Raw genomic sequence first — 14,952 nt, forward strand, 5'->3', positions numbered from 1 at the left:
CAAGAGAAGTAGAGCCGCCGCCCCGAAAATCGCAACCACGCCATGGACGTGACGATGGTCCGCCTACCGATGAACCGCTGCAATCGGCATCCGGAAGACGGCAACCATAAGCCCCCGCCGGCTTCGGATTTGTCGGGCAAGCCCTCGCCAGAAGGAACGCCATCGATCGACCGTCTGCGGGGGACGGGCAGCCATTGCATAAACACTTCACCCTTGATGCGAGGACCAGCTATAATCGTCGTAGCGAGATGAAGAGGATTCATAAATGGCCCGCGAAAACGTCAACGATCTGCTGGCCTTCATCGCGGTTGCGCGCGAACGCAGCTTTACCAAGGCGGCGGCCAAGATGGGTGTTTCACAATCAGCCCTCAGTCATACGCTTCGCCAGTTGGAAGCGCGGCTTGGCGTCCGGTTGCTGACGCGCACCACCCGCGCCGTCTCCGCTACCGAGGCGGGTCAGCGCCTGCTGGACGGTATCAGTCCGCATTTCGACGAGATCGAGGCCGAGCTTGACGCTCTCAGCGCCTGGCGGGAGCGCCCCGCCGGCAACATCCGTATCACCGCCTCCGATCATGCCATCAACTGGATCCTGTGGCCAAAGCTGCGCACCTTCCTGAAGGACTACCCCGACATCAAGGTAGAGATCATCCGCGAAAACGGCCTGACCGACATCGTCACGGAGCGCTTCGATGCCGGCGTTCGGATGGGCGAGCAACTGGCGAAAGACATGATCTCGGCCCGGATCAGTCCCGATTTTCGCTTTGCAGTGGTGGGTGCCCCGTCCTATTTTGCGCAGAACCCGCCCCCGCTGCACCCGCAGGATCTGGTTCGCCACACCTGCATCAACGAGAGACTGCCGACCTTCGGCGGCTTCTGGATCTGGGATTTCGAGAAGGATGGTCAGGAAACCCGCATCCGGGTGGAGGGGCAGCTTGCCTTCAATACCTCTTATCAATCGATTCTGGCCGCCACCGATGGTTTCGGCCTCGCCTTCGTGCCGGAGGATGTGGCCCAACCCTATCTGACCGACGGACGTCTGCTCCGCGTCTTGGAAGACTGGACGCCGCCCTGGGACGGCTATCACCTCTATTATCCGAGCCGCCGCCAGTCATCGCCCGCCTTCACGGCCTTGGTCAATGCGCTGCGCCACCGCGACTGAGCACGCCGCGGCGGCTGAAGACCGCGCGGCTTCACGCCTCGTATTCGGCGTCCGTCACCTTTTCCAGCCAGTCTACGGCCTTCCCATCCAGCGATTCCTGAATGGCGATATGGGTCATGGCGGTCGCAGGACCGGCGCCATGCCAATGCTTTTCACCCGGATCGAACCAGACGACATCGCCCGGTCGGATTTCTTCCACCGGGCCGCCTTCGCGCTGGACGCGGCCGAAGCCTGCGGTGACGATCAGCACCTGCCCGAGCGGATGGGTATGCCAGGCGGTCCGGGCCCCAGGCTCGAACGTCACCGCATTACCGGCCGCTCTGGCCGGGGGCGTCACCGGAAACAGCGGATCGATTCGCACCGTACCGGTGAACCAATCGGCGGGCCCCCTGCCGGAAGGCTGGCTGCCTGCGCGTCGAATCTGCATGGTCATTCTCCTTCATTGCAGTCTCAGAAAGGTTCCGGCAGCGCGCCGTCCGTTCTTCGCCTCGCAGCCTTGTCCCACATCCTCGCACGGCACCTCCAGATCGAAGACGCGGCCCGGATTGATAGATGCGGTTCAGGACACGATCCATCAAGGATGGCAGATAGGCTACCGGGCGGCGCCGCATTTTGCGCCTGCATCCTCGGCGCCTGCGTGCCGACGCATTACGGCACGCAATCAGACCAACCCGCATGTCATTTCAAGCGGACCAACCAACGCATCGAGGCAATCTTGCCCTGTCCGACGACGATTACAAATGGGATGGTCTCATCCGCCTCAGCCGCTTCGACGGCGGCATCGAAGCGCATCTGAGGAAAGCCGGAAACGGCTGCAGGACGACTGCATTTTCCGGCGGCTCCGGCCGATACCCCCGGCTCTAGCCTGGGGGAGGCTGGGCGCCTTTCGGTCGCGCCGCCACCAGACCAGCGACAAGACTGTGATCGATGACCAGTGTGTTGGCGATGCCGGCCTTCAGCAGCGCCAGCAGCGGCTTCGTCTTGGCCATGCCGGCGGCCACGACGACATTGTCTGCCTTGCGCAGATCCTCGAATTCGATGCCGGTATGGCGATCATTCAGGCCGGTCTCGGCGCGTGAACCATCCGCCTTCAGAAAATGTCCGGCCACTTCGCAGACCGCGCCGGCCTCACGCGCATCGTCCAGGTCTGCCGCGGACATGCCCGAAGCCAGAAAGAAGCTGCCGGTTTCCTCGCAGGCGCCGCAGGAAATCACGTTGAAGTCCGTCGCGGCCATCTCGGAGAGGATGGGGCGGATTGAGGGGTCTGCCTTCAGCGCGGCACAGGTTTCCGCAAGCCCGAGAACGAAGGGTACAGGCAGCGTTCGGGCACTACCGCCCACGATCTGCGCCATCTCCAGGCTCAGCGAATAGGCGCTTGTTCCATCATCATTGTGCGAGGCGCCCATCAGCGCCACGATGCGGGAATCAGGCTTCGAGAGCATGCGCATGGCCTCGATCGTGCGCCGAACCGTCGTACCACCACCGACACCCACCGAGACGTTGCGCGTGTTGAGGATGCGCCGACTGACATAGTTGGCGGCTGCGATGCCGACCGCATCCTTGCGCTGCGGATCGAGCAGCGGATCGTCCGGATTGGCGGCATCGGCGGGCGGCGTGAGAATGCAGCGGGCAAGGCCGTAACTGGCGGCAATCCAGTCGGCCAAGGCAAGCGTCTCGGCCATCTGGTGCTCGAGGCTGATCTTGACGAGACCGCTCTCGCGCGCGCCAGACAGCATGCGGACCACCTTCGTCCGCGACACCTCGAGGCGACGGGCCACCTCCTCCTGGCCGAGGCCGTGCACGTAGTAGAGCCAGGCCGCCATCACCTGCAGGTCATGATCGTCAGAGCGTATGCGCGACATCGCTTTCGTTCCTCATCGATTCACCGGGTTGCAGTATGCCGCAACTTTGCGGAGACACCAGTGTTTTGCACATTTGCGCGCAAACCGCACACTTGACACGACCGATCGACGCGAACAATATGATCGCCGACGAACAAAAGTGCATTCAGGGGAGTGAATGCATGGTTTGCCGTTCATTCACGTAAGGGAGGATAACGTGGACGCACTTTTAAGCGGCCTGAAGGCCGTCATCGACGATCTGGGAGCCACCGTGCTCCTGCCCATCATGATTTTCATCATCGGCGTGGTTCTGGGTGCAAAGCCCGGCAAGGCGTTTCGCGCCGGTGTCACCATCGGCGTTGCCTTCATCGGCATCAATCTGGTCATCGGGCTGATGTGGACGAACCTCAGCGACGTGGCGCAGGCGATTGCAACCAATACCGGCGTCAAGCGCGATGTCGTGGATGTCGGCTGGCCGTCGTCGGCGGCCATCGCCTTCGGCTCGCAGGTCGGCCTCTGGGTCATCCCGATCGGCATTGCCGTCAATGTCGTCCTGCTTCTGGCAGGCTGGACGCGCACGCTGAACGTCGATGTCTGGAATTTCTGGCACTTCGCCTTCGTCGGCTCGCTCGTCACCGCCGCAACCGGTTCCCTGCCCTACGGGCTGGCCGCCGCCGCCCTCATGGCCGCACTCTCGCTGTTCTTTGCCGACTGGAGCGCAAAGCCGGTGCAGGCCTTCTACGGGCTGCCGGGCGTTTCGGTACCGCATCTGCTGTCGGCACAGATCCTGCCCATCGCGATCCTGACCAATTGGTTGATCGAGCGCATTCCTGGCCTTCGCGACATCGATCTGTCCACCGATCACATCCAGAAGCGGCTGGGTGTTGCCGGGGAACCGGTCATTCTGGGCCTCATCATCGGCCTTGTTCTCGGTCTCGTCGGCTTCTGGAACCCGGCAGACATTCCCGGCATGACGGCCAAGGTGCTGAAGGCGGGCATCAATCTGGCAGCGGTGATGCTGCTTCTGCCCCGCATGGTCAAAATCCTGATGGAAGGCCTGATCCCCGTCTCCGAGGCAGCGCGCGAGTTCGTGCAGAAGCGGGCCGGCGACCGGCAAATCAATATCGGGCTTGATTCGGCAATCCTGATCGGCCATCCGGCGGCCATCTCGTCAGCCCTGCTGCTCGTTCCGATCGCGATCATTCTCTCGATCATCCTGCCCGGCAACCGCGTCATCCTGTTTGCCGATCTGGCAGTCATTCCGTTCGTGGTGGCCCTGGCTGCGCCCATCGTGCGGGGCAATGTGCTGCGCATGGTGATCATCGGCACGATCACGCTGACCATCGGCTTCTACATCGCCGGTGCGCTCGCGCCGCTCTTCACCTCGGCCGCCGGCAGTGCCGGTTTCAAGATGCCGGCCAATGCCAGCCAGATCACTGCCATCGGCGATGGCTTCGTCTGGATCGGCTTCGTCGTGGTGAAGCTGTTCAGCGGCCTCGGCTGGCTGGGCGCCCTCATCGTCGCCGCACTGATCGCAATCTGCATGTGGCTGCTGAAGGTACGCGCCGCAGCGATGGAGGCGCTCGCCTCGGCCAGCCCGGAGAAAGCCACTCAATCCAACGGCCGCAGGGTATCGGCATGACAGACAGCATGAACACGACGAGTTTCCTCTCCAGGGAGGACATCTTTACCGGGCTCACGGCCCGCAATGCAAACGAGGTGATCGGCCAGCTGGCCGATCATCTTCTCAGCCGCGGCAAGGTGCGCTCGAGCTATCGCGGCGCAGTCGAGGAACGCGAACGGACCATGCCGACGGGTCTGCCGCTGGAAGACGGGCTGGCCGTCGCCGTGCCCCATACCGATCCGGAGCATGTGATCGCCTCCGGGGCTGCCGTGGCCACGCTGAAAGAGCCCGTGACCTTCCGCAGCATGGACGATCCGGATAAGGAACTGCCGGTTCGCCTTGTCTTCATGCTCGCGCTTCACAGCAAGGAAGAACAGCTCGAAATGCTGTCTGCCATCGGCGGGCTCATTCAGGACAATAAAACGCTTCAATCTCTGTGCGAAGCGCAAGACAGTGGTCAGATCTACGCTGACATCGATCGATATCTCAAACTGGGAGGTTGAGACCAAAATGACCAAGAAGACAGTCCTCGTCGCCTGCGGCACCGCCGTTGCCACATCCACCGTCGTTGCCACCGCCATCGTCGAGGCCATGGGGGATCGCGGCATCGACGTCGAGACCCGCCAGTGCAAGGCGACCGAGGTGCCGAGCATGCTCGATGGCGTGGACCTCATCGTCTCGACAACGCCGCTGCCGCCGAATCTTCCGAAGCCGGCCATCGTCACGCTCGCTTTCCTGACCGGCATCGGCCGCGATGCCGAAATCAACAGGATCGCCGATATCCTGCGTGCCTGAGACAGAGGTGTATCGATGGAAATCCAGCGCGCCGTCCGCGTTGCGGTTCCGGGCGGCATCCATGCCAGACCCGCGGCCGAGATCGTCAGGCTTTCAAAGGGATATAACAGCGAGCTTTTTCTGGAACACCAGGGCAAGTCGGCCACGACGCGCTCTTCGTTCAAGCTCATCCTGCTCAGCCTCAAGGAAGGAGCGGACGTGACCATCCGCGCGATCGGCGAGGATGCCGATCGCGCCGTGGAAGACATTGCCGGCTATCTGGAGGCGCGGCAGGGCGACCATGCGCAAGGCGCGGCGGCATCCCCCGAGGCTAAACCCGACCCCACAGGGTCTGGCGATGGCACGGCCCCGGCCGGGGCGCTCAGTGGCAATGCACTGAAGGGCGTCGCCGGCGGCTCAGGCGCGGCCATCGGCCCCGCCTTTGCCTTCCGCCAGCCGGTTCTGGAACCGTTTGCCGCTCTCGTTGCAGACGTGGATGCGGACATCCGCGCGGCACGGGAGGCCATGCAGCATGTGGGTCTTGCGCTGCGCCGCCAGGCCGCCGCGGCCAGCCGCGGCACGGCCGACGTGCTGAACGCCATTGCCGAACTGTCGGACGATGCCGAATGGAGCGCCCGCGTCGAGGCATTGATCCGGGGCGGGCGAAGCGCCGGCGCTGCGGTTCTTGCCGTCGGAGCGGAGCTTGCGGACGAACTCTCCGCGCTCGAAGACAGTTATGCCCGCGCCCGTTCGGAAGACATTGCCAGCCTCACGCGGCTGACGGCCCTGCACCTGCAGGGCAAGCATGCCTTGAGCCTTGCCGACGTGCCCGCAGGCAGCGTGCTGGTCGCCGATGAAATCAGCGCCGCCGAAGCGGGCGGTGCTGATCTGTCGCGGCTTTCCGGCATCGTGACCCGCCAGGGCTCTGCCTCCAGCCATGCCGCCATCCTCGCGAGGGCCGCGGGCGTTCCTGCCGTCTTCGGCGTGCAGGATCCGGACAGACGCCTGGATCGCGCCCGCGAGATCGCGCTCGATGGCGATGGTGGACTAGTCTTTCCCGATCCGGATGCACGCGCACGCGACGATATTGTTCGCAGATGCGAAATGGCGAAGGCCGAAGCGCAGGCTCTGCGGACATGGATTGATGTGGCGCCAACGACGACCGATGGCGTTGCCATCACCATTGCCGCCAATCTCGGTTCGGTGGACGAAATTGCCCAGGCGCAGGCGGCGGGAGCCATGGGCGTCGGCCTGTTCCGCACCGAGTTCCTGTTCATGAACAGGAATGATCTGCCAACGGAAGACGAACAACTGGACGTCTACAAAAGCCTTCTGCTCGCCTTTCCCGACCATCCTGTCATCATCCGCACGCTGGATATCGGCGCCGACAAGCCGGTGCGCAGCCTTGCCCTGTCCCGCGAGGACAATCCCTTCCTCGGGGTGCGCGGCATTCGCCTGTGTCTTGCGCGCCCGGACCTCTTCAAGCCGCAACTGCGCGCCCTGCTGAGAGCTGCCCCCTTCGGCAGGCTGCATGTGATGCTGCCGATGGTGGCGGACACCGGCGAGATCGACGCAACCCGGGCTCTGATCGACCAGTGCCGCAGCGAGCTGATCCAGGAAGGCAAGACGGCGGCGGACTTCGTGCTCGGGATCATGGTGGAGACGCCGGCCGCAGTCTTTGCGGCGGAAACGCTTGCCCGCAAGGTGCGGTTCTTCTCGATCGGAACGAATGACCTGACGCAATATGTCATGGCGGCAGACCGGCTGAACCCCGGCGTTGCCGAGTTGTGCCGCGTCGATCAGCCGGCCGTCCTGTCCGCCATCCGCATGGTGTGCACGGCAGCGGAGAAGGCCGGGATCTGGGTCGGGGTCTGCGGGGAAGCCGCAGGCGATGCGGCGGTTGCCCAACACTTCATCGCCGCCGGCGTGACCGAACTCAGCATGGCGCCGGCTTCGATCCTCAAGATGAAAAGCGCCGTCTCCGGCTATATCAGGGGATAAACGACGCAGGTAACAAGGCCAGCCAGCCGTCGCATCCGCGCGGCTGGCTGGCTTTTCTTTCGCATCCATGCCGTTACTGCCCACACGCTGCTGATCGAAGGGTACCTCAGGCGATCAGTGATCGTGCGGTCTGTTCGTCGGTGATGAAGGTGGTCGGGCAGACGATACGGATGGCGCCGCGCAGCGCAAGAATCTTTTCCTTGCCACCTGAGATGAGGACCCGTTCCGGGGTCCGCCGCAGACGGGAAAGATTTGCCGAGACGACGCGCGAATTCACATCATGATCAACGATTTCGCCCTTTTCGTTGATGAAATTGTAGAGCACGTCCCCGACAGCACCGGCCTCCATCAGGGAGCGCCGGTCGGATTCGGAAATGTAGCCCGCCCGATAGCTTGTCGTCAGCGTCGAGATGCCACCAACCGACAACAGGGCGACATCCAGCTTGTCCGCCATCTCGAAAATCGCAGCGAGGCCGCAGCGTTCGAGAAGGGCATGCTTCGTCTCGGGACTGTCCACCACCGCCGGCGCCGGTATCAGAAAGCCTTCGCCCTGGAACAACTCGGCGAACTGCCAGGCGAATTCGGCAGGGTTGAATCGGCGGGCGGCGGCAATCCCGCCCAGCAGAGAGACGACGCGGAAATCATCGAGCGCGCTGCCAAGGATGAAGGGCAGCGTGTTGTAAAGTGTCTGGCCCCAGCCGACGCCGACGGACATGCCCGATTTCATCAGGCTGGAAATGAAGCCGCCGGCGGCAGCGGCAATCACCTTGACCGGATCGGCCTGCGGATCGTCAAAGGGCGCTACGATCACGCGGTTGATCTCAAAGGCGCATTCGAGCTTGCGCTCGAGTTCGGTCAGTTCGGCCAGCGGCGAAGAGATGGTGACACGCACCTCATTTCGCCGCCGCGCCTCGGCGAGTGCCCGCACCACCATGATGCGATTGATGCCGAGAATGGCGGCAACCTCGTTCTGGGTCTTGCCCTCCACATGGTAGAGCCAGACGGCCTTGGCCCGCAGGCGGTCGGCTTCGCTTTGCACCCCAGCCGGCCTCGTCGCCTCCTGCATCCGCAACACTCCTGGTGATCTGTCTCAACCCGGAGCTTCGACAGCTGCAAATTGTCTTTCGACGATCCTTGCCACGCGTTCCGGGCATTCGAAGTGAGGGATATGCCCGATGCCGTGCAGGAAATGAAGCGCAAAATCAGCCTCGATGCTCAAGGCATGACGGAAAGGCGTCACCTGGTCGCGACGACCCCAGACGATGCTGGCCGGCATGGAAAGCCGTGCAAAGGCAGGTCTGAGATCAAATGCCTGCACGCCATCCGGGAAAAGCACCTCGGCCATCTCCATCTGGCAGCTTCGCAGGCCCGGATCGGCACGGCCCCGCATGGCGGCCTTTGCATAGTCATCGCCGATCAGCTCGGCATTGCCGGCAAGCTGGCGCAGCCAGGGAGACAGGCTTTCGACGCGGGTGGCACGCGCAATTCCCGCGAGCATTTCCCCGTTGATATCGGGTCCGAGCCCGGCAGGTGCCATGGCAGTGAGGCTCAGGACACGCGATGAACGGATATCGGCAATCGCCGCAGCAACGGCGCCGCCAAGCGAGTGCCCCAGAAGATGCACCCCGTCGAGACCGCGCGTTGCCTCATCAAAGGCCTCAAGCACCATGCGCGCCAGATGCGCGAAGTCCCGGATCTTCCGCTTTGGCGACCGGCCATGTCCGGGAAGATCGATGCGGATCAGGGCCCGGCCGGGCAGAAGCGCCTTTTCCAGTGGCAGCCAGCCGGTGCTGTCGGCCGCAAAACCATGGATCAGGACCAGCGGCGCATCGCGGCCCGGGCGTCGGGTCACCGCCAGCGGACCGCTATCCGCCACCCAGCCGGAAACCGGTCGCGGTGGGGCCACGTCGCGCTCGCGAGCCAGCAGATCGTCCACATCCTGCTTCTGGATACGGCCGCGCGGACCGCTGCCGGCCACATCCGAAAGATCAAGGCCAGCCGTCCGCGCCGCGTGGCGGGCAGCAGGCGTTGCCCGCAGGAGAGACCCTCCGGGCATGGGGCTGGCGTGACCCGCCATGCCTTGCGGAGGCACAGCATAGGGGGCCTGTTCGGTTCCTCCGAGTGCCGGGGCATCGGGAACGGCAGCCTCTGCCGGCACGTCGCCCGGTGCAGGAACAGGCGGGAGCGTATCGACGGTCTCACCTTCCGCATAAAGCCAGGCAATGACGGAGCCGACCGGCACCTTCGTGCCTGGCTCGGCCAGCACATGCTGAAGGCGTCCGGTCGCCGGAGCCTCGACTTCCATCGCGGCCTTGTCGGTCTCGATGTCGAAAAGGGCTGCTCCCTTCTGGACCATGTCACCCGGCTTCACATGCCAGGTGGCCAGCGTGCCATGGGTCATGTCCATGTCGACCTTGGGCAGGATCACTTCCACCGGCATGTCAGACCTCCCGGCGCGCCAGGCGCCGCGCGGCAGCAAGGATCGTATCGACCTGCGGCACCGCAGCCCGCTCCAGATCGGGATTGTAGGGAATGGGTGCCTCGGCGCCGCCGAGACGCAGGATCGGGGCATCCAGGAAATCGAAGGCATCGCTTTCGGCTACCATGGCGCTTATTTCCGCACCGATGCCGTAGCTTTTCACGCCTTCATAGACGATCAGCAGACGCCCGGTCTTGCGCACGGAGGCGACGATCGTCTCGTGATCGATCGGACGGATCGAGCGCAGGTCGATCACCTCGGCGCTCACGCCCTCACCTGCCAACTGCTCGGCGGCTTCGAGAGCACGATGCACCATGATCGAGGCGGCCACGATCGTCAGGTCGCTGCCGGCACGGCGAACGGCCGCCTTGCCGATCGGGGTGGTGTAGTATCCCGCCGGCACCTCGCCCTTCATCTTGTAGAGAAGCTTGTGCTCGAACACGAGCACGGGATCGGGATCGGCAAGCGCTGCCAGAAGCATGCCCTTGGCATCCTCGGGCGTCGAAGGCTGGATGACCTTCAGGCCCGGCACGTGGCCGAACCAGGCTTCGAGGCTCTGGCTGTGCTGGGCAGCAGCGCCCGTCCCGGAGCCGGCCGGCATGCGAAACACCACCGGCACCGACGCCTCGCCGCCCAGCATGTAGCGCAGCTTGGCTGCCTGATTGACGATCTGCTCCATCGCCAGCGTCGCGAAATCGGAAAACTGGAACTCGAAGATGGGCTTCAATCCCGTCAGCGCCGCACCGACGGCAACACCTGCGCCGCCGAGTTCGGAGATCGGCGTATCCATCACCCGGTCCGGGCCGAAGCGATCGACCAGATCCAGTGTCACCTGGAAGGCGCCGCCATAGACGCCGATATCCTCACCCATCAGGATGACGGTGGGGTCCGCTTCCATGGCAAGCGCCATGGCCTCGCGGATCGCTTCGGAATAGGACAAGGTCCGGGTGGAGGTTTCCTGTGCCGTCACGTCCATGTCAGGCCTCTGCATATACATAGCGGGTCACTTCGCCGATTGCCGGGGCAGCACTGCCCCTTGCAAATTCAATGCCCTGCTCGACGTCGCTGACGGCGGCCTCGGCAATGGCAATCGCTTCGGCCTCATCAAGCACGCCGTGGGCGATCAGTTCCGCCTGGAAACGGGCGATCGGGTCGCGCGCCATCCAGGCCTCGATCTCTTCCTTGGTGCGATAGCGGTTGCGATCCGATTTCGAATGGCCGCGCCAGCGATAGGTGAGGTTCTCGACAAGGCTTGGGCCTTCGCCGGCCCGCGCGCGGGCAATGGCATGATGCACGGCCTCCGCCACGGCCGAAAAATCATTGCCGTCCACCGTGACGCCCGGCATTGAATAGGCGGCGGCGCGCTCGGAAATGCGGCGCACCGCCGTTGATCTCTCGACGGAGGTCGACATGCCATATTTGTTGTTTTCGCAAATGAAAACGACCGGCAGCGTCCAGATCGCCGCCATGTTGAGGGCCTCATGGAAGGCGCCTTCATTATTGGCACCATCTCCGAAGAAGCACAGCGTCACATCCTTGCGGCCCAGCCGCTTGGCGGAAAGGGCCGCCCCCACGGCGATGGGGAGCCCGCCGCCGACGATGCCGTTCGCTCCGAGATTGCCGGTTTGAACATCGGCAATGTGCATGGAGCCGCCGCGGCCGTGGCAATAGCCGGTTTCCTTGCCGAAGAACTCCGCGAACATGCGTGCCACATCCGCACCCTTGGCAATGCAGTGGCCGTGACCGCGATGGTTGGAGGTGATCTTGTCGGCATCGGTCAGTTCGATGCAGCTTGCAACGGCGCTCGCCTCCTGCCCGATCGAAAGATGCATCGTGCCGTGGATGAGGCCGCGCATGTAGCTTTGCTCGGCCCCTTCCTCGAAACGCCGGACGAGATACATGCGCTTCAGCGCCTGCTTCAACTGCGCCGGTGAATAGGTGCGAATGGCGAAGGGTCGATTGTCTGTGGTGCTCATTGCAGGCTCTCCAGCATCGCATCCTGCCGTGCGCGCAGGATCGCAATCGGACTGTCGGCGGGAACGGCCGTATTGAGGGAGGTCAGCAGTTCGCCCTTGCGCACCGGCGCCGTCGTGCGCGCACCGGCCAGCAGACCGCAGGGCACGGCATTGGCCAGGCGGGCATCTGTCGCAGTCATGATCCAGGCGCGGTAGCAATACTCGCCGATCTGGTCGAGCGTTTCACCCGGCAGGAGATCGCGCTTTGCGACCGCGCAGACTTCCGCGACCGGGCGCGAGAGCGGCACCATATCAGCCTTGCCGTAGAGCACGGCACGCGCGCAGGTGAGCGGCACTTCGAGCGATGTGAGATGATAGGGCCGGAAGAAGGTGAAGTAGGGCCCCTGCCCCATTTTCAGATCTTCCATGCGCTCGCGAATACGGGGATGTTCCATTTCCGCAACGACGAAAACACCGGGCGCGACACCCTTGCCGATCGAGAAATCGACGCAGCCTTCGCTGGAGGACAGGACACCGCCGGCCGACTGCGGCACCAGAACCTTGTTCAGTTCTTCACGCGAGCATGCGGGACCATGCATGCCGGGCTTGTCCGGCAGAAGACCGGTGGCATTGGCAATCGCCGCCATTTCCACCATCGTCTTCGATCCGTCGACGAACTCCACCAGCATGCGCGGGTTCATGTTGCGACGGCGCGCCTCGTCGGCATAGAGGTCTGGCGTGGCATCAACGTTCAGTGGATTGTTCTTGCCCTTGCCGGCAGAAATGATGCGGTGGCCCATGGCACTGACGAATTCGATCAGCTCCATGCAGCTCGACGGCTCGTCGCCTGCGCCGAGCGAATAGACGACACCGAGCTTTTCGGCTTCTGCGCGCAGATAGGCGCCGATCGTCACGTCGGCCTCGACATTCATCATCACCAGATGCTTGCCCGCCTGCATGGCGGCAAGACCCACCTTGGCGCCGACGGCGGGGATGCCGGTGGCATCGACAACCACGTCGATCAAGCCGGTATTCAGCAGCACATTCACGTCTTCGGTCACCGCGACCAGCCCCGCCTCCATGGCGGCATTGGCAGCGTCAACGCTCGTCACCTTCCGCGAACGATCATCCGTTCCATAGGCGATCTGGACCGACCGTTCCGCAGCACCCGGGCGCACCTCGCTGATCGCGCCGACCGCAATGCCCTGCATATGCGCGACGCGGCTGACAATATCGGTTCCCATTTCCCCGGCCCCGACAAGGCCGATCCGGACGGGTTTTCCAGTATGGGCCCGCGCCGACAGGTCGCGGGCAAGCCCGGTTAGGGCAACATTCGTTGGCATGGCATATCCTCCTCGGTGCGCCATTGATTGCGTACATTTGTTATTTATGTCAACACAAAGTTCTCAATCTTTGATGCTGCAGCGCAGCACTTTTTCTCGATTGACACGCAAACATAATGAACACATGTTCTGAAAGTGAAATTTATGTTCATATCAATCGCTGACCAGAGGAGTGGCGCAGCGATGTTCCTGCACAGGAAATCACACCGGGAGGACGACATGGGTAAGGAATTCGCAGCGGTCTCGCGCCGCGGCTTTTTGCGTGCAACGGCGGCGGCAGGCGTCACCGCCGGCTTTGGGGGGCTCGCCATGCCAGCGCTGGCAAAGACAGCGCTGCCGGACGTCAAGTCCATTCTGGACGGCATCTCCGTCGAAGGCTATGTGCGGGCCGATTACCGCAAGCTCTACAACATGACCAATGATCCGCTGTGGGATCCGGCCAAGGACTGGATCCGCGCCGTGGACTGGGAGAAGGTTCGTTCCGAACAGGCGGGCAAGACGGTCCGCTTTGCCATCGGCGCGGCCGACCAGGAATCCGCGGCCGAAGGGCTGAAGCCGTTCGAGCAGCTCTCCGGCATCAAGGTGGAACTCGTTCCGATCCCGGATGACAGCTTCTACGACAAGGCGGTGGCCGAATTCATTTCCGGCAATGCCTCCTTCGATGCGCTGCAGTTCTTCTCGCCCTGGCTTGGCGATTTCGCCGGCCCGGGCTTCCTGGCGGAACTCGATGACTACGCCGCCAAGTGGAAGCTGCCGCTGGATGATTTCTACGACACCTATCGCCTGAACTACGGTTATTTCGGCGGCAAGCTGGTCGGCATCCCCTTCGACTGTGACGTGCAGATGGTGCATCTGCGCAAATCATCGATGGAGAAGATCCTGGGCGGCAAGATCGACCTCGCCAACTCCGTGCCGACCTACGACGAACTGATCCGCATCACGGGCGAAGCCAACAAGCTCGGCGGCGGCGTTTCGGGCGTCGGCCTCATGCTGGCACGTGGTTTCTGGGCCACCTATACCTGGGAGCATATCGCCGCGCAGGCGGGCCTGAAACTGTTCGATGAGCAGTGGAACCCCACGCTGAACAGCGATGCAGGCATGAAGGCCATGGACATCATCATGGCGCTCCAGAAGAATGCCATCGAAGGCGTGGCCGGTGCCGGCTGGGGCGAAAACCGCGCCGCCTGGCTCGGCGGACAGGTGGCCGCCAACATCAGCTGGCAGGACAGCGGCACGCAGGCCATGCGTCCGGATCAGTCCAAGATCGTCGATGACTTCGTCACCATCTACGAGCCGCGCATCAAGGGCGGCGTGTTTGCGCCGCCGAACATTGCCGGTTCCACCTCCTGCGTGGCGGCGACCTCGCAGAATCCGGAGGGCGCCTTCCTGATGCTGGCCTTCCTGACGACGGCCTCGATCATGGCCATGAACGAAGCCAATGCCAACGGCGTCGCCCCGGGCTACCGCTCCGTTCTCGCCAATCCGCGCCTGCGCGCCGTCAGCCAGCCGGCCAAGGTGTGGGCCGACAGCCTCGAACACGCCTGGTGCGCACCGCGCCTGCCCGGCATGTTCGAGATGGAGCAGGCACTCGGCAACGAGATCAACCGTGCCGCCACGGGTCAGATCTCCGCCAAGCAGGCGCTGGAAAACGGCGAGGCTGCCTGGAAGCGCATCATGGAGAAGAACGGCTTCAAGGGCGGCAAGGGACCGGTCGCCTATGCGGATGTCGCTCCGGGCATGTATGTGGGCGCCGGCAAGGCTCTGCCGTTCTAAGCC

The 14,952-nt window shown here is 63.5% G+C and carries 13 protein-coding genes; 6 read left to right on the forward strand and 7 right to left on the reverse strand.

Translation table 11 applies throughout. The annotated features are described in order from the left end of the window. The first annotated feature begins 265 nt into the window (after nucleotides 1-265). Nucleotides 266-1,159: a LysR family transcriptional regulator gene (locus FNA46_RS04700; protein ID WP_142881178.1), complete on the forward strand. Its 894-nt coding sequence runs from the start codon at nucleotides 266-268 to the stop codon at nucleotides 1,157-1,159. Nucleotides 1,160-1,190: 31 nt separating this feature from the next. Here FNA46_RS04700 and FNA46_RS04705 read toward each other — a convergent pair whose 3' ends face one another. Further along, nucleotides 1,191-1,586 (reverse strand): (R)-mandelonitrile lyase, encoded by a 396-nt coding sequence (locus tag FNA46_RS04705; protein ID WP_142881179.1) that lies wholly within the window; start codon nucleotides 1,584-1,586, stop codon nucleotides 1,191-1,193. Nucleotides 1,587-2,019: 433 nt separating this feature from the next. Continuing rightward, entirely contained in the window at nucleotides 2,020-3,021 is a 1,002-nt protein-coding gene (locus FNA46_RS04710; protein WP_142881180.1) for a sugar-binding transcriptional regulator, read from the reverse strand. A 196-nt stretch (nucleotides 3,022-3,217) separates the two neighbouring features. Here FNA46_RS04710 and FNA46_RS04715 point away from each other — a divergent pair, with 196 nt between their 5' ends. The 4 genes from FNA46_RS04715 to ptsP are packed head-to-tail and all read left to right on the forward strand — an operon-like array spanning nucleotide 3,218 to nucleotide 7,399. Continuing rightward, entirely contained in the window at nucleotides 3,218-4,642 is a 1,425-nt protein-coding gene (locus FNA46_RS04715; RefSeq protein ID WP_142881181.1) for a PTS galactitol transporter subunit IIC, read from the forward strand. Further along, nucleotides 4,639-5,127, forward strand: a complete 489-nt coding sequence (locus FNA46_RS04720) for a PTS sugar transporter subunit IIA (protein ID WP_246102849.1) — start codon at nucleotides 4,639-4,641, stop codon at nucleotides 5,125-5,127. Before FNA46_RS04715 ends, FNA46_RS04720 begins: the two co-directional genes overlap by 4 nt. Nucleotides 5,128-5,134: 7 nt before the next feature. Next, complete coding sequence (locus FNA46_RS04725) at nucleotides 5,135-5,419, forward strand: PTS sugar transporter subunit IIB (protein ID WP_142881182.1); 285 nt, start codon at nucleotides 5,135-5,137, stop codon at nucleotides 5,417-5,419. A gap of 15 nt (nucleotides 5,420-5,434) precedes the next feature. Continuing rightward, the gene (gene ptsP, locus FNA46_RS04730; protein WP_142881183.1) at nucleotides 5,435-7,399 is read left to right on the forward strand and encodes a phosphoenolpyruvate--protein phosphotransferase; all 1,965 of its coding nucleotides are present in this window, start codon (nucleotides 5,435-5,437) and stop codon (nucleotides 7,397-7,399) included. 106 nt (nucleotides 7,400-7,505) lie between these two features. Here the strand turns inward: ptsP and FNA46_RS04735 are convergent, their stop codons facing one another. From FNA46_RS04735 to FNA46_RS04755, 5 genes are read right to left on the reverse strand one after another with little or no spacing between them, the layout of a single operon-like run. Then, a complete protein-coding gene (locus FNA46_RS04735; RefSeq protein ID WP_142881184.1) occupies nucleotides 7,506-8,465 on the reverse strand; it encodes a sugar-binding transcriptional regulator in 960 nt (319 codons plus the stop codon). 24 nt (nucleotides 8,466-8,489) lie between these two features. Next, nucleotides 8,490-9,839: an acetoin dehydrogenase dihydrolipoyllysine-residue acetyltransferase subunit gene (locus FNA46_RS04740; protein ID WP_142881185.1), complete on the reverse strand. Its 1,350-nt coding sequence runs from the start codon at nucleotides 9,837-9,839 to the stop codon at nucleotides 8,490-8,492. Between the two features lies 1 nt (nucleotide 9,840). Next, on the reverse strand, nucleotides 9,841-10,854 hold the full coding sequence (locus tag FNA46_RS04745; RefSeq protein ID WP_142881186.1) for an alpha-ketoacid dehydrogenase subunit beta: 1,014 nt from the start codon (nucleotides 10,852-10,854) through the stop codon (nucleotides 9,841-9,843). Between the two features lies 1 nt (nucleotide 10,855). Then, a complete protein-coding gene (locus FNA46_RS04750; protein ID WP_142881187.1) occupies nucleotides 10,856-11,854 on the reverse strand; it encodes a thiamine pyrophosphate-dependent dehydrogenase E1 component subunit alpha in 999 nt (332 codons plus the stop codon). Next, on the reverse strand, nucleotides 11,851-13,176 hold the full coding sequence (locus FNA46_RS04755) for an NAD(P)H-dependent oxidoreductase (RefSeq protein WP_142881188.1): 1,326 nt from the start codon (nucleotides 13,174-13,176) through the stop codon (nucleotides 11,851-11,853). Before FNA46_RS04755 ends, FNA46_RS04750 begins: the two co-directional genes overlap by 4 nt. Nucleotides 13,177-13,395: 219 nt before the next feature. On the opposite strand from FNA46_RS04755, the gene FNA46_RS04760 reads away from it, so the two are divergent. Then, a complete protein-coding gene (locus FNA46_RS04760) occupies nucleotides 13,396-14,949 on the forward strand; it encodes an ABC transporter substrate-binding protein (RefSeq protein WP_142881189.1) in 1,554 nt (517 codons plus the stop codon). The last annotated feature ends 3 nt before the right edge of the window (nucleotides 14,950-14,952 follow it).

Source organism: Affinirhizobium straminoryzae (genome assembly GCF_007004135.1).
GTDB classification, from domain to species: Bacteria; Pseudomonadota; Alphaproteobacteria; order Rhizobiales; family Rhizobiaceae; genus Neorhizobium; species Neorhizobium straminoryzae.